The 17,204-nt window shown below is 72.5% G+C and carries 9 protein-coding genes; 2 read left to right on the top strand and 7 right to left on the bottom strand.

Features of this window, described 5'->3' with window-relative positions; translation table 11 throughout:
* Window positions 1-188 precede the first annotated feature (188 nt).
* The 4 genes from ACFU8W_RS29950 to ACFU8W_RS29935 all read right to left on the bottom strand — a co-directional run bounded on the left by ACFU8W_RS29950 (window position 189) and on the right by ACFU8W_RS29935 (window position 6,098).
* Window positions 189-1,229, bottom strand: coding sequence for a sensor histidine kinase (locus ACFU8W_RS29950; RefSeq protein ID WP_384043586.1), 1,041 nt, complete (start codon window positions 1,227-1,229; stop codon window positions 189-191).
* Between the two features lie 3 nt (window positions 1,230-1,232).
* Entirely contained in the window at window positions 1,233-1,925 is a 693-nt protein-coding gene (locus ACFU8W_RS29945; RefSeq protein ID WP_384043583.1) for a response regulator transcription factor, read from the bottom strand.
* Window positions 1,926-2,056: 131 nt separating this feature from the next.
* Complete coding sequence (locus tag ACFU8W_RS29940) at window positions 2,057-2,821, bottom strand: PAS domain-containing protein (RefSeq protein WP_384043580.1); 765 nt, start codon at window positions 2,819-2,821, stop codon at window positions 2,057-2,059.
* Between the two features lie 589 nt (window positions 2,822-3,410).
* Window positions 3,411-6,098 carry a LuxR C-terminal-related transcriptional regulator gene (locus ACFU8W_RS29935; RefSeq protein WP_384043577.1) on the bottom strand — a complete coding sequence of 896 codons (2,688 nt, stop codon included), beginning with the start codon at window positions 6,096-6,098 and terminating at the stop codon, window positions 3,411-3,413.
* 348 nt (window positions 6,099-6,446) lie between these two features.
* Between ACFU8W_RS29935 and ACFU8W_RS29930 the strand changes: the two genes are divergently transcribed.
* Both ACFU8W_RS29930 and ACFU8W_RS29925 read left to right on the top strand, forming a co-directional pair.
* Entirely contained in the window at window positions 6,447-8,771 is a 2,325-nt protein-coding gene (locus ACFU8W_RS29930) for a LuxR C-terminal-related transcriptional regulator (RefSeq protein WP_384043574.1), read from the top strand.
* Window positions 8,768-11,383, top strand: coding sequence for a LuxR C-terminal-related transcriptional regulator (locus ACFU8W_RS29925; RefSeq protein WP_384043571.1), 2,616 nt, complete (start codon window positions 8,768-8,770; stop codon window positions 11,381-11,383). The genes ACFU8W_RS29930 and ACFU8W_RS29925 overlap by 4 nt, the downstream gene beginning before the upstream one ends.
* 52 nt (window positions 11,384-11,435) lie before the next feature.
* On the opposite strand, the gene ACFU8W_RS29920 is transcribed toward ACFU8W_RS29925, so the two are convergent.
* The 3 genes from ACFU8W_RS29920 to ACFU8W_RS29910 all read right to left on the bottom strand — a co-directional run bounded on the left by ACFU8W_RS29920 (window position 11,436) and on the right by ACFU8W_RS29910 (window position 17,176).
* A complete protein-coding gene (locus tag ACFU8W_RS29920) occupies window positions 11,436-12,146 on the bottom strand; it encodes a response regulator transcription factor (protein WP_384043568.1) in 711 nt (236 codons plus the stop codon).
* Between the two features lie 676 nt (window positions 12,147-12,822).
* Complete coding sequence (locus tag ACFU8W_RS29915) at window positions 12,823-15,852, bottom strand: alpha-mannosidase (protein ID WP_384043565.1); 3,030 nt, start codon at window positions 15,850-15,852, stop codon at window positions 12,823-12,825.
* A gap of 70 nt (window positions 15,853-15,922) precedes the next feature.
* A complete protein-coding gene (locus ACFU8W_RS29910) occupies window positions 15,923-17,176 on the bottom strand; it encodes a glycosyl hydrolase (RefSeq protein WP_384043563.1) in 1,254 nt (417 codons plus the stop codon).
* Window positions 17,177-17,204 lie beyond the last annotated feature (28 nt).

Below are 17,204 nucleotides of genomic sequence, written 5' to 3'. Positions count from 1 at the left end.
GTCCTCATACTGGGTGTATTCGGGCGTTCCGACAACACAGCGAGGTGCCGTAGCTGTCGTCGTGCGCCCGCCAGGGATTGCGGGACAGCCCTTAGCCTGGGAAGCACCTCGTCGGCCCCGCACACTCAGAGGCACAACCTCGGCACCCGGCCGGTGTTCCGGGTGCGTGGAGCAACGGGCGGTCGGTTTCAGTCCGGTCGGCGCCGACCGCGCGTGCCGGACGAGGAGCGCACGGTGGGCCCGGTGCCGGCCCGGGGCAGACGGAGCCCCACGCACAACCCGTGGGGTTCGGCCGCGGCGAACGTCAACTCTCCTCCGATGACCGCCGCCATCTCGCGGGCGATGCTCAGACCCAGTCCGGTGCCCGGCTCTTCCCGAGTCCTGGCGCTCCGCCAGAACCGTTCGCCGATGCGGTCGAAGTCTTCCGGGTCGAGGCCGGGACCCTCGTCGACGACTTCGACGGTCGTCATGGGCCCGTCGTCCCGGAGACGTACCGTAATCCGCCCTCCCTCCGGACTGAACTTGATGGCGTTGTCCAGCAAGGTGTCCAGGATCGAGCCCGCGAGGGTCACGTCGACGCAGAGGACGGCCGACGACGCGTCCGCGACCACGAGCCGGAGCGAACGGGTTTCGGCCTGCGGCCGCCATGCCACGACCCGGTCGGTGACCAAGTCCATTGCGGCCATCGGGCCCGTCCGTACCGGGAGCGTGGTCCGGGAGGAGGCCAGCTCCAGGAGCCGGCCCAGTATGACGTCCAGCCGGTTCATCTCCTCGCGGATCAGCTCCGCCTCCTCGCGCCCCTTTCCCTCCACGCTCAGGGAGAGCATCTCCATGCGAAGGCTCAACACGGTCAGCGGATTGCGCAGTTGGTGGGAGACGTCCACCACGATCGCGGCCTGTTTCTCCATACAGGTGCGCATCGATTCGGCCATGTCGTTGAACGCGTCGGCCAGCCGCCGCACTTCCACCGGGGCCCGGGGGTGCACCGACACCCTGCCGGACAGGTCGCCGTCGCCGATCCTGCGGGCCGCCCGCACCAGCTCGCACAGCTGACGCCGCTGCCGGGTCCACCGGAGCCCCACCAGGAGGGCCACGACCAGGGAGCCCAGGTAGACCAGGACGACCGGTCCCGGACCGCAATCGGCCTCGGGGGACGGCTCGACGGCCGACGACCGGGCCGAGTACAACAGGACACAGCAGACGGACGCGTTCATCTGACGGATCGCCATCGCTTACGCGGCTCCGGGAATCGACAGCCGATGCCCCCCTCCTTCGACGGCCTCCAACAGATACGGCACGTCGAGCCGTTCACGCAGCGACGAGATGTGGTGCTGCAGCGAAGCCTCCAGCCTCGCCCGCTGGGTCCGCAGGATCTCGTCGACGAGCTGGTCGGCGGACAGTGTCTCGCCGGGCCGCCGGGCCAGCGCGACGAGAATCCCGAACTCCTCCTCCGGCATGTCGGTCGGGGCGCCGTCGACCAGCACGACCCCCTCCCGCACATCGATGCGCACGGGCCCGGCCAGGAGCAGATCCCCGGGCGAATCGTCGGCGGCCGTACCCACGGACGGACGGTGACGGCGCATCACAGCGCGTAAACGGGCCAGTACTTCCGCCAGGTTGTAGGGCTTGACGAGGTAGTCGTCCGCGCCGAGGTCGAGTCCTCGCACGCACGAGGCGTGGTCCCCACGGGCGGTCGTCACCAGGATCGGAATGGAGCTCGCCGCCCGCATCCTGCTGCACAGAGTGAAGCCGTCGCAGTCCGGGAGGCCCAGGTCGAGCAGGACCGCATCGGGACGTTCCCGCTCCAGCAGCTCCATCGCCGCCTTGCCGGTGGTCGCGCACACCGCACCCACGCCTTGTTGGGCCAGCGCCGCCCGGAGGGCTGCCGACACCCGCTCGTTGTCCTCGACCACCAGTAGTTCCACTTTGCCCCCGTAGCGCTCAGAGCCCTACGCCGGCGCGGCGGTCCGCTCGGACATCCATCCACCCCGTCGGCGTCACAGTGGTGACTCTCCACACATCAGGCTTCAGCCTAACGAGCGTTGTGGATCAACGTCTACGGGCGCCGGGCCTCCGTGCGGGTCCCACCACCCGCCCGGTCCGCTCCCTGAGGGTCGGAGCGGATGGAGCCGGGGCGAAGCCTGGGCGGCCAGCAGCCCATGCTGAACATGCCCATCGAGTACGCCTTGGCCGCCAGCGCCGTGCGATTGGGCACGTCGAACTGTCGCAGGAGGGCGCCGACGTGATACTCGATGCCCTGCCGGCTGAGGAACAGTTTGGCCGCGAGGCGCACGGTCGGATCCCCCGCCGCCACGCCCTCCAGGACCTTCGCGCTGAGGGGAGTCAGCTTCCCCTGCGGCCCCACGCGCGCATGGTGGTCGCCTGCCGTCTCCCCCGGCGTGAACTGCACCATGATCGCCTTCACCCGTCCCGAGTCGTCCTCCACCGGGAAGGCGGTGAGTTCGCCGGAGACCGCGGTGCGGTCGAAGCAGGTGTCGACGGAGAGAGCATCGAGGCACGCCTTGCTTCCCTGGACCAGTCGGCCGAACTGGCGCAGCACGTCCTGCCGCACGCCCGGGTGCAGGAATTCCGCGAAATCACGCCCGCGCATCTCCTCGGGACGTATTCCGCACTGGGCGCTCAAGGCGCTGTTGACCGACCGCACCCGAAGGGTCGAATCCAGGACCGCGAGACCGATGCCGGAGCGCTCGAAAAGCGAAAGGAAGACATCGCGGTATTGCTCGCCCGGAATCTCGGCGTTCAACAAGGACGGATCGATGTCGCGCAATTCTTCGACGGGGCCCAGCAAGTCATTCTGCATAAGAGATGTCCCCCTCGATCCCTTGCCGAAGCTCGCTCTTCGTATCACTCTCCGCCTCGGCCATGGACGACAAACCGCCCTCGCATTACTCATTCCCTGTACTTCGGCCGACGCCGAGCAGACTAATGAGGCCGAACCGCGGCGTGCAATGGGGACACTGGCGCGACGCCCAACACTGTGGTCGTCGCCGCACAGTTCGGAGCGACCGCGGCGTCTCGCACCGGCCGGTGCGGACGAGACAGCCGTACACCACGCGTCGGAGTGCGGGTTCACCGCAGTTCACCAGGACGGCCGGGACGAGTCCGGAACGCGCCGTCTTCGCACCTGAGGGCCCCGGCGGGCGACTCCGGATACCAGGGGGTAGCCCGCTTGGTGCACCGATCGGCCACCGAAGCGGGGACGTCCGGTCCGGGCCCGGCGGCGTGGCGACCGGGCGGGACGACCCGTGCGGCACGGATACGGCGAGCGGGTCCGGAACCGGCGAACGGAGGCCGCCCGTCCTGCCCGGCACGGCCTGCCCCGGGGCGCGGTTGCGCGGGCCCCCGCCCGCCCGAGCCCGTGGGGGGAACGCCGGTGGTTCGACGGGCGGTCAGAGCCGCTCGGAAAGCATCCCCGAGGACAGGGCGGCTCTTCCCGCCATCCGCCGCACCACCGGAAGCAGCCTGGTCCGCCCCTCCACGCCCAGTCGCTGGTAGAGCCTGGTCAGGGTCTTCTCCACGGCACGCCGAGTGACACCGAGCGCCGCCGCGACCTCCTGATTGGTGTGTCCGAGAGCTACGAGTGCAGCGACCCGGCGCTCGGTGTCGCTGAGTGCGCCGCCGCCGGGCGGCAGTGCGCGGTTCGGATCCCCGCGGAGGGTCCCTGCCCAGCACCGCAGGGCCGACTCGCCCGCCGCGTCGACGATTCGGTCGGCCTCGGCGAGGAGCTCGGCGGAGCCGGGCCGCCCGGCGTCGCGCAACCGGTTCCCGTACGCCGTCAACGCCCTTCCCAACTCCAGCGTGTTGGAGCCTTCCCTGAGCACGGAGACCGACTCGGCGAGCAGGGACAGGGCATACCGGCCGCCCACGACGGTGCCCCACATGCGCAGGATCCGGCCGAGGTCGTACGGGGAGCCTGAGGCCCGAGCCGCCTCGCAAGCGCGGGCGAGGAGCCGGAGCGCGTCCTGCGGCCGGTCGACGCGGAGCAACGGGGACACGCACCACAGGTCCACCGGGAAGAGCGTCCGGTTGCACCAGCCCGCCGCCTCTGCTTGGTGCGCCGCCTCAAGCAGGTCGGAGAGCAGGGCGGGCAGTTCGGGTTCCGGGGCCGACTGAGCGCGCATCGCCCGACGGGCCAGGCCGGTCAGCGGTATGACGGCCTCCTGGCGTTCGCGCAGCAGGGACCGCAGCCGGTCGGTCAGCCGCGGGTCGCGCGTCTCGAGCGCCACGGACGTCAGGCCGACGACCGCCGACCAGTCGTCGTCCTCCAGCGGGCCCGGGGCCGCCGCGCAGGCGTCCGACGCGTCCGCCCAGGCGTCCGCGAGCCGGCCGGCGTGCAGGGCGGCCAGTGCCCGCCAGCCCAGCAGCCGGGTCTGCAGCCGCCCGTCGCCGCGCCCGCGTGCCGCTTCGAGTGCCATGTCCAGCCAGCCGCGTACGGGTTCGTCCGCCCCGGACGCCGTGCCGGAGGCGATCATCAGGGCCGGTGCGGCATGGACGGAGGCGGCGGAGGCCGGCTCGTGGTCGAGCATCCAGCGCACCAGGGCAGCCGCCTCGGCTGCGGGCAGCCGTCCGCCGAGGATTCCCGCGTAGACCAGGACCGACACGAGTTCGCGCTGCGCGGCGGTACCGGGCCCGGGCCCCGGGGTCAGGGCGCGCAGCCGCTCGACCGCGGCAGCCGGGGCGCCCGGGACGCCGAGCCGGTGCAGTCGCGTACGGGCCTCCAGCCGCAGCCCGAGGTCCGTCGCTTCCGGGCCCGCCATGGCCGGTTGTCCGGCGGATTCCAGTACTTGGGCCGTCTGCGGGGCGGTGAGGAACAGTGTGAGCGGCACGTTCGCCACGACCGCGGCGCGCTCTCGGTCCGAGGACAGCAACTGGTTCGCCTGGACGGCGTGGCGCAGCATGGCGGGGGCCCCGGTGTCCTGCTCCGCCTCGGACAGGGCCGCCAGGAACGCGCCGCGCTCCGGGCTGTCGGGCGGGAACTCCCGCAGGGCGCGACGAAGGCAGTGGATCGCGAGGGCCGCGTCCCCGCGGCGGAGCAGGTCGTCAGCGGCCTCGCGCAGCACCCGGGCGGTCCCGGTCCACTCACCGGGACCGACCTCCAGGAGGTGGGGGACGATCCGATCGGGGGGAGAACCGGCCTCGTAGAGCAACTCGGCAGCGCGGCTGTGCATCTCGCCGCGGTCGGCGAGGGTCAGGCGGTCCTCGGCGATCTCCCGTACGCAGTCCCACAGAACGGGCGGAGTCCAGCGCTCCACGTTCCAGCCGAGGCGGAGCAGGGCGCGCGCGGCCGCGGCTTCCTCGGCCGGACCCAGGTCCGAGAGTCGGGCGAGGACACGCGGCTCGGCAGGGCCGCCCAGGATCGCGGCGCAGCAGGCCAGCCGCCGGACGGGCTCCGGCTGGCTGCTCAGGACTGCGGCCACCCGCAGCCTCAGGTCCCGGGGCGCCGGCCGGGTGCGGGCGATGTCGAGGAGCTGCTCGGGGGCGACTTCGTGCACAGCCTCCACACGGTCGAGCAGCGAGACGACGAGTGCCGGGTTCCCACCCGTCGCACGCGTCCAGGCCGAGAGCTGCGCGCCGGTGAGCACGCCGAGTTCCGCGAGCAGGGCGTGTACTTCCTCCGGATCGAGCGGGGCCGTCCTGATCACTGGATCCGCGGCCGCCAGCAAGCCCTGCACTCGCGGCAGTTCGGCGCACGGCTCGCCCTCGCGCACCGTCACCACCGTGAGCAGCGGGACGGGACACGGGTCGGCGAACCATCGTGTGAGCCGGGCCAGCGATGTCTTGTCGGCCCACTGCAGGTCGTCGACGAGATACGCCGGGAAGCCGGCGCCGGATGTGGGTCCGGCCTGAGGGAGAGGCCCTACCGGGACGCAGGGGGAGTCCTGTCCCGGACGGCCGCCGCAAGCCCGCCGGACGGTGAATCCCTCCTCCGCCGCGAGGTCGGCGACGGCGTCCAGGAAGACCGAACGGCCCGTGCCGGGCGGGCCGGTGACCGCCACGAGCACGGCGGCCCCGCCCCGCACTCGGCTCATCGCCGCCCGGATCGAGGCGAACCCGTGCGTCCGGCCGACGAGGGGCACAGGTGTCTCCGTTCACCGGGGCGACTGAACGACGCCGTCATTGCCGAGATCCTTCACCGACGCATCCTCAGTGGGCGGTTGGGCCCGGCAAACCCTCGGCGCGGTCTTCACGATCTCGACACGAGGCCATCTTCACACGACACAGAATTGTCATATGGTAAGCACGTGAGGAGCCGATTGGATCACCCGCGTCCCCCCGCCCCACCTCCGGCTTTTCCACCCACGTCCTTACCTGCCGGCACCGCCTTCGACCGGTCCCCGCCCACGCACCGCCCGTCCTGCCGGATCCCCGTCGGCCGCTCCGGCGCCCGCTGCGTGGTGATGTTCGGGTCCGTCGACAGCCGGCCCGTGGACGCGATCGTGCGTCACATCGGCGACGTGTGCGGGCGGGAGCCGAGCGTGCGACGCGTCGACTGCCGCCTCGACGAGGCCGGTGCCGAGCACGCCGTACTGCGGCGGCTGCTCGGCCTGCGCGGCGGTGAGCCATTACCCCCGCACAGGACACGGCACGCGGCCCTGAAGCTGGTCGAAAAGTCACCGGCCCAGGCTCCGCTGGTGCTCGCCGTCGGCGACGCCCAGTGGTGCGACGAGGGCACGCTCCGTTGGATCGACCGGCTGATGCGCGGTCCGGCCCAGGAGCCGCTGACCGTTCTGCTGAGCCTTGCGCCCGGCGTCCCGGCGCCCGCAGCGCCGGCGTTCCACGAACTGATGACGCGCGACGGCTGCTCGATCACCGACGGATCAGACCTCTGGCCGGTCGGTGCCGCCCCGCCGTCCAGGGACGTCGAGGGCCTCGATCGGCGCGAATCCCGGCTGCTCCGGGTCGCCCGGGCGGCTGTGCTCCTGCGCAGCACCGACCCCCACCTCGTCGGCCCCCTCGCCGGACTTCCCCTCCAGGTGACCGGCCGACTCCTGGAAGCGGCCCGGGATCTCGGGCTGCTGCCGAAGCGGATGCCCGCGCGGTGCGTGCCACCACAGTTCGACGCACTGATGGCCGCACTGCCCGACGCCGAGGGCGAGCAACTGCGCGCTCAGGCCGCCGAGATCCTCAACGACGCCGCACGGCCGGCCGGACAGGTGGCCGAGCTGCTGCTGGGGCTCCGCACGCTGGACCGCCCCTGGATGAGAGCCCTGCTCAAGGAGGCGGCCGCCACTGCGCGCCGCGACCGCCCGGCGACCGCCGCGACCTATCTGCACAAACTCCACGAGTCCGCCCCCGACGACCTCGCCGTCCGCACCGAGCTGGCCGCCGTGCTGACCGATATCGACCCTGCGGCCGCCCTGGAGCATCTCGACGGCGTGCTGTCCCGCACCGACGACCCTGCCACCCGGGCGCTCGCCGCCGGGCAGCACCGGCTCACCGCGCTCATGACACATCGCACGCCCGACACGCCCGCAGGGCTCGGCGAGCTGCTGCGCGAGCTGCGGGAGTGCGCGTCGCCCCTCTCCTGCGGCGGCCCGACGGACGACCTGGCGCTCGCCACCCGCGCTCTGCGCACCGCGCTGACCGGCGCCGACCCGGCCGCCGCGGTCGCCGACGCCCATCAGGTCCTGCGAACCGACCGGCCGCGCGCCGCGTGGGCGAGGGTCGCCGCCGCCCAGGTCCTCGCGCTGGCCGGCGACACCACGACCGCGCTCGGCCACCTCGACCGGACCGTCACGGACAGCCGGCGCCGCGGGGAGGCATGGGCCCAGTGCCACGCCGGTTCGGTCCGGGCGCTGCTGCTGCTGGAGTCGGGCCGGGCGGACGACGCGGTCGAAGCCGCGCTGGCCGCCAGCAGCCTCGCCGAAGAGCAGGAGCGGACAGGGCGCACCGGCCTGGCGTCGATCAGCCTCGCCCTGACGCTGGTGGCCCGCGGCGATCTCGACCGGTCCGAGTCGGTCCTGCGTCGGCTCGACGGCCACGACTTCGACGGCTCCGTCCGGGAACACCACCTCCACCTGACGGCCAGGGCCCTCGTCGAGCGCGGCCGGGGCCGGACCGAGCAGGCCCTGCGGCTGATGGAGCGGTGCGGGGCGGGTCTCACCGCCGCCGGCATCAAGAACCCCCTGTTCACGACCTGGTGGCTGCACAGCACGGAACTGCTCATGACCCTGGGCCGGACGGGCGACGCGGCGGAACGGGCCGAACTCGGCCGGCACCTCGCCGAACGGTGGCCGACGCCCCGCAGCACCGGGCTGAGTCTGCTGGCCCGGGGCATGGTGGCCACGGGCGCCGACCGGGTGGAACTGCTCGCCGAGAGCGTACGGGTGCTGCAGGACAGCTCCGACCACCATTCCCGCGCGCTCGCGGAGATGCGTCTCGGCACCACGCTGTTGCGGCTCGGTGACGAGAAGGCCGCGCGCGGGCGGCTGCACGCGGCCAGGGCGACGGCCGTGCGGTGCGGCCTGACCGCGGTGGCCGGTCAGGCACGGGTCGCGCTCGCGGCGGCGGGTGGCCGGCCCGCGTCGGTGGCACTCAGCAAGGCCGAGCGGCCCGTCGCGGAGATGGCCGCGGCCGGTGCGACCAACCGGACCATCGCCGACACCCTCTGCCTCACTGTGCGCACCATCGAGTACCACCTGACCAGCGTGTACCGAAAGCTCGGCGTCACCGGTCGCGCCGGCCTCACGCACGGGCTCGCGTCGCCGGGTGCACACGGATCAGCACGTCTGCCGGGCGAAGAACGTTGAGCCCGCCGCCCCTTCCCTGCCCGGCCGACGCGTCCGGGAGGCTCCTTGAGCGCTCGGCCCACCTGGCGCTGCTCGAGCAGGCCGTGCGGCAGGTCGCGGAGGGCGGCGCGGCGACCGTCGTCGTGCACGGACGGCCGGGCACCGGGCGCACCGCCGTGCTCGCCGAGGCGGCTTCGCTCGCCCGGGGGGCCGGACTGCACGTCGTCACCCCACCCGCCCGGCGTGCCGGCCCGCGACGGCTCCGCGACATCGCGTCGCATCTGTCGGCGCAGACGGCGTACGGCCCGGCCGGCACACCGCTGGCGGTCCTCGTCGACGACGCCGAGGACGTGATCCGTCAGGAGCACGACGCCGGCTGCGCGGGACGACGGCCCCTGCTGCGGGTGACGGCCGGCACGGACCCGGCGGTCCTCGGCGCAGACGGCCCGCCCGGATACGAGCTGGCCCTGCGCCCGTTGAGCGCCGACGCCGTGCGGGTGCTGCTCGTCGAAGCGTACGGCGAAGAGGCCGGCGGTCCGCTCGTGCCGGCCGCGACGGCCACGACGGGCGGCAGTCCGGCGGTCCTCTGCGCCGCTCTCCGGTGGTGGCCGGCGCCGGCGCCCGGTCCGGACGAATTCGCCGCGCTCGCCGACCAGGTGGGCAGGCGTCACGTGCGTCACACTCTGGCCCGCGTGTCCGGGCGGACGGTCGCACTGGTCGAGGCGAGCGCGGTGACGGACGGCGACCTCCCCTTCGACCGGGTCTGCGAACTGGCAGGGATCCTTCCTCCGTGGCGCGAGCGGGCCCGTGCGGAGCTGGCCGGCACCGGGCTGCTCGACCAGGTCGGTCACCCGCGGCTGTACGACCCGCTGGTGGCCGACCGGGTGCTGGGCCTCATGGACGACGGTCGGCGCCACGATCTGTACGAGCGCGCCGTGCGGCTCGGGCGCGGGGATGGAGTCCCCGCGCCGGTCCTCGGCCGGCTCGTGGCACATTCCCGGACGGCCGAGCCATGGGCACCGGCTGCCCTGTACGCGGCGGGCGTGCACGCCCGGCGGTCCGGGGACGAGGCCGACGCGGTCGTCTTCCTCGAACAAGCGCTGGACCGCGGGGCGTCGGGTGAGCTGCGCGCGAAGGTGCTGCTGGCGCTGTCGACGGCGCGACTGTCCCTGCGGCCCGAGGCGGCCGACCGCGGCTTCCGGCGCGTGCTCACGGAGACATCCGGCCCCGACGGGTCCGCAGTCCGGCTGCTCGCCGCCGACCTGCTGCTCCTGCGCGGCGGCGGAAGCAGCGTGGCGGCGGCCCTCGAATCGGCCGCGGCACGGAGAACGACATCCGCGGCGGAGCGACGAACCCTGCTCGGCCTGCGGGAACTTGCTCTGGAGCGGGGCCCGGCCGAAGCGTCGGCTGCCCCTGACCACGGGGACGGGGCATCGCGGCCCGCGCTCGACGCGGCCGAGGCCGCGGCCGCCGCCTGGCGGCACTGTCTCGCGGGACGGGAGATCGGCAGGGCCCGGCGGCTCGCCATCGCCGCGCTGGAGCCGGCAGAGGCCGGACTGTTCGCTCCCAGGCTGGTCGCGGCGAGGGTGCTCGCCGTCACCGAGGACGTGGCCCTCGCGCGGGTCGGGCTGCGGCGGATCGAGGCCGAGGCCCGGCGGCGCGCGGTGGGCCCCGCGATCGGGCAGGCTCTGCTGGGCCTGGCCGAACTCGCCCTGCGGACCGACGATCCGGACGAGGCCGGGGCCCGGCTGGCCGAGGCGCTGGCAGAGGTGCCCCGCACACACTGGCATCCCCGGAGTCTGCCGCGGCTGGCAGCGACGGAGGCACTCGTGGCCCTGGGCGACGGGCGCCCGGACCTCGCCGAGTCCGCGCTGGTGGGAGCCCTGCCGGACCGGCACGAACACGGCGTCGGCGAGAGCCAGTTACTGTTCGCCGGGGGCCTCCTCGGTCTGCACACCGGTCGCGCCGCCGAGGCGGCGTCGCACCTGCGCGAGTGCGGCCGCATCCTGCTGGCCCTCGGCTGCCCGAACCCCGCCGTCGTGCCGTGGCGTTCACATCTCGCCATGGCGCTGGCATCCGTGGACCCGTCGGCCGCGGCGCGCCTGGCGGCCGAGAGCCTGGCGGAGGCCCGGGCCTGGAGCGCGCCGGGCACGGTCGGTTCGGTCCACCTCTGGGCCGGTCTCACCCTCACCGGCCTGCCGGCACTCGGCCATCTGCAGTCCGCGATGCGGGTGCTCGCCGGTTCGACGGCCCGGAGACGGTATGTGCGCGCGACGGCGGAGACGTCCGCCGCCCTGCTCGACGACGGTCGGCCTGCGGAGGGACGGCGTCTGCTGGACGAGGCCGTCGCGGCGGGGTGTGCCGACGGGGAGCGGCCGGTCCCCCGTGTCCAGGAGGTCGTCGCCATGTTCGCCTCGCTGCCCAAGCTGAGCCGGGCTCAGCTGAGCACGGCTCAGCTGCGGGTCGCGCTGCTCGCCGCCGAAGGGCGGTCGAACAAGGCGATCGCCGAGAAGCTGTCGGTCAGCCTGCGCACGGTCGAGCTCCATCTGACGAGCAGCTACCGGGCACTGGGCATCGCCGGCCGGGCCGATCTGACCGAGATGCTGGGGCACGCGGGGTCCGGACGGCGCTGACTCGACCTTCAACCTGTGTGGCGGGGGCCCCGCATGCGTGGTGCCGCGCCCATCACGTGCGCAGCGACTCGCCCGTCCCCACCAGACCCTCGCGCAGGGCGACCGCGACGGCCTGGGTGCGGTTGGGACAGTTCAGCTTGGACAGTACGACCGCCACGCTGCGCTTGGCGACGTGCTCGGACACCCCCAGCGCCTGTCCGATCTGCTTGTTGCTCAACCCGTCGACGAGCAGTTCCAGCACCTGTCTCTCGCGCTCGGTGAGCAGCCCGATCGACGGCTCCGTGCGCGGTCGCGCCTCTTGGCCGCTGAACCGCGACGACGGCGCCCATGTGGCCGGCTCAACCACCAGCCGCTCGCCGTCGGCGAGCCTGCGCAGGGCGTCGTCCAGCCCCTCCGTGGTGAGGGCGTCCTGGTCCAGCACGCCGTCGCAGGGAAGGGCCTGGCCGGACGCGACTCGCTGTACTTCGGCGCCGGGCAGGATCAGCACCACACGGATCCCGTTCCTGCGGACCACCGCGGCCAGTTCGGCCGCCCAGGCGTCCTCACCGGTCCCGAAGGCGTTCACGCACCACACCACGAGCACGTCGCAGGAGAGGACCAGCGTCTGGATGGCGTCCACCGGGGCCGCCGCTGTGAACTCCTCGGGTTCGTAGACGGAGTACTGGTCCACGTGGGCGGCCTCCGCCAGCATGGCGGCGAGCCCTCCACGAGCCACCTCCCCCCGTGCCACGACCGCGACCCTGACCGACCCCGACGTGTTCATGTGCCGCTCCTGTCCACCCAACCGACTGCCCGGTGTCTTTCGGCCAACCGGAATCCGTTCTTCGCACGCAGTGGCGATTATTGCTCGGCGGAGCACGCTGCCCATCAGGCTGTTCTGTTGCAATAGTCCGACAGTCGCATCACCTTCGCAATGCGCGTAGAGCTTCCTGACCAATACGGTCACGAGCACGTGACGAGACGTCAGCGGCCACACACACCTTCGGTGTACACCTGGGGCGTGTTAAATCCCGTGGCGTGCACAGGAGTTGCTTTCGATCGCCCTGCCGTGGGCCGATGCAGGTCCTGGATGCTGATGGGGTTCGTTCCGGTCGAACCGATGCCTCTGTGATGCCGGTGAACTCGCAGGCCGACGTGGTGCCGGGGACCGTCCGCAGGGACCATGGCGTGTTGCTGTGCGCACGTGCGTCAGCATCCCTGATTCACCCTGGTCCTCCCGGAACGGCATACCGACGGGGAGGGAGCGGGAGCGTGAACGTACTGCACGACGGACGTCTCGGACCCGGCCCGGCCGGCCGGGCGACGCGAGAGCTCGACCGCACCGGGAGGGGCGGACGGGGCCGGCCGGCCTGCGGCGCACTCACGCGAAAGCCCAGGGCTTTCCACCGCAGTCCGGCCATTCCCTCAGCGGCTGAGCGTCGACACGTCAGCCGCACGTATCAGCTGCGCCCGAACCGCAGCGTGATCAGCTCGAACGGGCGCAGCGTCAGCTGTACACCGTCGCCCGCCCGCTCCGGCACCGGCGCCCCGGCCAGCGGGCGCTCCAGAAGGTCGGTCACTGCGAGGTCACCGAGCTCGAATCCCGCACCGAGCCGGACCCTGGCGCGGCCACCCGTCGACTCGTAGAGCCGGACGACCACATCGCCGCTCGCGTCGTCGGCCAGCTTCACCGCGCTGACGACGACCGCGTCGTTGTCGACGGTCACCAGGGGCGCCACCGCGCGGTCGCCGGCCACCCGGCGCTCCGGCAGGTTGATCCGGAAACCCTCGCGGACCGCGTCGCCGATCGTCGCGCCGGGCGCGAGCGCGTGGCGGAAGCGGTGCACGCCCTGGTCGGTCTCGGGGTCGGGGAAACGCGGGGCACGAAGCAGGGACACCCGGACGGTGGTGGTCGTCCCGGCGGTCGAGTCGCGGACGGTACGGGTCACGTCGTGGCCGTACGTCGAGTCGTTGACGAGCGCGACACCCCAGCCCGGCTCCTCCAGGTGGACGAAGCGGTGGTTGCATGCCTCGAACTTGGCCGCCTCCCAACTGGTGTTGGTGTGGGTGGCCCGGTAGAAGTGGCCGAACTGCGTCTCGGAGGCGTACCGCTCGGCGTGGATGTCCAGCGGGAACGCGGCCTTGAGGAACTTCTCCGTCTCGTGCCAGTCGACCTCGGTGTCGATGTCGAGCCGCTTGACACCCGGGGCCAGTGTCAAGAGCTGGGTGACCTTCGAGTCGCCGAAGCTGCGGACGATGCGGACGCCGACCGATCCGTCCTCCTCGACCGGGGTGAGGTCGTCCAGGTCCGTCAGGTCGGTGACGGTGTTGCGGTAGAACGCGTCGACGTCCCACGCGTCCCACATGTTGGGGAAGTCGGGGTGGATCTGCAACAGGTTGGCCGCCCGGCCGGGCGCCACGGTCTCACGCTCGGCGCCGATGTCGTACGCGGACACCACCAGGCCGCGGCCGTCGATCTCGACCTGCAGCAGGCCGTTGTCGAGTACGTAACCACCGGCCTCGCGCGGTGCGAGCCGTCCGCCGCTGGCTGCGGTGACGGTCGCGGCGCCACCGGCCGGGACGCCGCCGCGCGGGTGCGGTGCGGAGTTGAAGAGCAGCGTCCCTCCCGCCGCGGTGTCGCCGGCCAGGGCCCGCTGCGCCGCGTCCACGATGGCGTTCAGTTCCTCGGCGACGGCCGCGTAGGTCCTCTCGGCCTCGCGGTGGACCCAGGCGATGGAGGAGCCGGGCAGGATGTCGTGGAACTGGTGCAGCAGCACCGTCTTCCAGATCCGGTCCAACTCCTCGTACGGATAAGGGAAACCGGTCCTCACGGCGGCGGTGGCGGCCCACATCTCGGCCTCGCGCAGCAGGTGCTCGCTGCGACGGTTGCCCTGCTTGGTCTTCGCCTGGCTGGTGAGGGTGGCGCGGTGCAGCTCCAGGTAGAGTTCGCCGACCCACACGGGCGCATTCGGGTACTCCGCCTCCGCCTTGGTGAAGAAGTCGGTGGGGGTCTCCCACGTCACGGTCGCCGACCCTTCGAGGCTGCGCATCCTGGCGGCCTTGGCGATCATCTCGCGGGTGGTGCCGCCGCCACCGTCCCCCCAGCCGGACGGCGCGAGGGAGTGCTGGGCGACGCCCTTGTCCTTGAAGTTCTTCGCCGCGTGGGCGATCTCGCTGCCCTTCATCGAGCAGTTGTAGGTGTCGACGGGCGGGAAGTGGGTGAAAATCCGGGTGCCGTCGATGCCCTCCCACTGGAAGGTGTGGTGGGGAAACTTGTTGGTCTGACTCCATGAGATCTTCTGCGTGAGGAGCCACTTGGAGCCCGCCGCCTTGATGATCTGCGGCAGGCCCGCCGCGAATCCGAACGTGTCGGGCAGCCACGCCTCGTCGTTCTCGATGCCGAACTCGTCGAGGAAGAACCGCTTTCCGTGCACGAACTGACGGGCCATCGCCTCGGAGCCCGGCATGTTCGTGTCGGATTCGACCCACATGCCGCCGGAGGGCACGAATCGCCCCTCCGCCACGGCCTTCTTGACCTTGGCGTAGACCTCGGGGCGGTGTTCCTTGATCCAGGCGAACTGCTGGGCCTGCGACATCGCGAAGACGAAGTCGGGCTCGTCCTCCAGGAGAGCGGTCATGTTGGACGTCGTACGGGCGACCTTGCGGACCGTCTCGCGCAGCGGCCACAGCCAGGCGGAGTCGATGTGTGCGTGGCCGACGGCGCTGATGCGGTGTGCGGACGGCTCGGCGGGGGTCGTGAGGACCTCGGCGAGCTCGGCGCGGGCGGCGGCCGCGGTGCCGTTCACGTCCTGCAGATCGACCGCGTCGAGGGCGCGGCCGATCGCCCGCAGAAGGTCCCAGCGGCGGGCGCCGTCGACGGGAAGTTCCTGCATCAGCTCGCCCAGCACCTCCAGGTCCTGGACGAGGTTCCACACGTTCTCGTCGAAGACGGCGAGATCCATCCGGGCGAGGGTGTACTGCGGTTCGCTGCCCGCGGTCTCCTTGTCGCCGAGCCGCGTCGGCAGGAACGGGTGGTAGTCGAGGATGACCGGGTTGGAGGCGGCCTCGATGTGCAGCAGCACCTCCTCGCCACCTGCGACAGGGGCTCCGACGCGCACCCACTGGTTGCGCGGGTTGAGGCCCTTCACCGGGGTGCCGTCGGGGCGGTAGACAAGGCCCTCGCACTGGAAGCCGGGCATGTTCTCGTCGAAGCCGAGGTCGAGGAGCGCCTCGACCGTGCGGCCCGCCCACGCCTGCGGAACGGTCCCGGAGACCCGGAACCAGCTGGTGCCCCAGGGTGCGCCCCACCGGTCGCCGACCGCGATCGGCACGGTCGGGCCGGCGAGGCCCTCGGCGACCGGTACGGGCTCGCCCGGGACGGTCCGGACGGCGACGTCCAGCGGTACGGACTCCGGGTATACGGCCGGCCGGATGCGCTCGTCGAGGACGCGCTTGAGGCGGGCTTCGACCAGGCTGCGGTCGTCATGCATGAGGGTGGCTCCGTCGTGAGGTGCGGGCGGGTGGGGCGGATGCCGGGTGCGCGGGGTGCACCCGGCGGGGTCAGCGGACCTGATCCGGGGTGAGGACGTCGGTGATGCCGCGCGCGGCCAGGTGCTCCCTGTTCCCGGCCTGGCCGGCGAGGACGGCCGTGGGCCGGACCCCGTCCGCGGTCAGCCGGGCGAACGCCTCGAAGAACGCGCCACCGGGGGCACACGTCGAACGACGGGGTGCGGTCTCGTCGTCGCCGGTGTCGACCACCAGGGCCGTGGTGCGGGGAGTCGGCCGGGCGGCTGCCCCCCGCCGCTCCTCGACCATCCGGGCGATGGCCTGCCCGGCCGGTTTCACCTGCCGGTCGTTGGTCAACAGGCCGAGCCCGTATTCGAGTTCGGGGAAGTCGGCCAGAGAGCGGGACACGTCGTGGGAGCACCACCAGGTGACACCCCACACGTCCTCGCAGTCCAGCGCGTTCGCAACGGTCGCCTCGGTGAACGCGGCGGCGTGCTCCGCGGGGATGAGCGGGGAGGGGGCGCCGACCTCCTGCAGCCAGACCGGCCGGTGCGGGTCGACGGCCCACGCCTTGGACAGTTCGATCAGGTAGGCGGCGTGATGCTCGGTGGCGGTACCGGTGCGGCCGTGCCGTTGGGCGGTGCCGTTGAAGACCCAGGAGTGCACGGCGGTGACGGCGCCGATCCGGGCAGCGTGGGCGGGGGTGAACGCGTGGTCGTCCTGGTACCAGGCGGCGTCGTACTCGGCATGCAGGTGCAGCTTGCCGGGCGCCCCCTCCTCGCAGGCGTCGAGCAGGGTGCGCAGCCAACTTCCCGCCTGTGCCGGGGTGATGGGGTCGGGGTCGGGGTGCGGAGGGCCTGAGAACTGGTTGATCTCGTTGCCCAGCGTCATCCCGATGAAATTGGGGCGGTCGGCGAGGGCGGCGGCGAGCGTGCGCAGGTACGCGGCCTGGCCCGCCACCACGTCCGGATCGGTGAAGATGTTCCGCCGGTGCCAGGTCTGCGTCCACGCAGGTAGGAAGTCGAAGCTCGACAGGTGGCCCTGCAGTCCGTCCACGTTGACGTCGAGGCCGCGCTCGGCTGCGGCGTCGACGAGTTGGACGAGCTGTTCGACGGCGCGCGGCCGGATCAGGGTGCGGTTGGGCTGGAAGAGCGGCCAGAGCGGGAAGACCCGGACGTGGTCGAGGCCGAGTGCGGCGATCGAGTCCAGGTCGGCGCGGACCGCGTCGAGGTCGAAGTCCAGCCAGTGGTGGAACCAGCCCTGGCTGGGCGTGTAGTTGACGCCGAAGCGCAGCGGGGAGTGAGGCATACGGTGCGGGTTTCCTGGTTCTTTGGTG

This window comes from Streptomyces sp. NPDC057565, assembly GCF_042801455.1.
Classification (GTDB): Bacteria; Actinomycetota; Actinomycetes; order Streptomycetales; family Streptomycetaceae; genus Streptomyces; species Streptomyces yanii.
The sequence above is the reverse complement of the archived record's forward strand: the minus strand, read 5'-3'. Positions and strand labels throughout refer to the sequence as shown.

What these genes read in the sequence shown, in the direction of transcription:
- ACFU8W_RS29950 (WP_384043586.1), bottom strand. Translation starts at nt 1,229, where the DNA reads ATGGCGATCCGTCAGATGAACGCGTCCGTCTGCTGTGTCCTGTTGTAC.
- ACFU8W_RS29915 (WP_384043565.1), bottom strand. Translation starts at nt 15,852, where the DNA reads ATGCATGACGACCGCAGCCTGGTCGAAGCCCGCCTCAAGCGCGTCCTC.
- ACFU8W_RS29940 (WP_384043580.1), bottom strand. Translation starts at nt 2,821, where the DNA reads ATGCAGAATGACTTGCTGGGCCCCGTCGAAGAATTGCGCGACATCGAT.
- ACFU8W_RS29910 (WP_384043563.1), bottom strand. Translation starts at nt 17,176, where the DNA reads ATGCCTCACTCCCCGCTGCGCTTCGGCGTCAACTACACGCCCAGCCAG.
- ACFU8W_RS29920 (WP_384043568.1), bottom strand. Translation starts at nt 12,146, where the DNA reads ATGAACACGTCGGGGTCGGTCAGGGTCGCGGTCGTGGCACGGGGGGAG.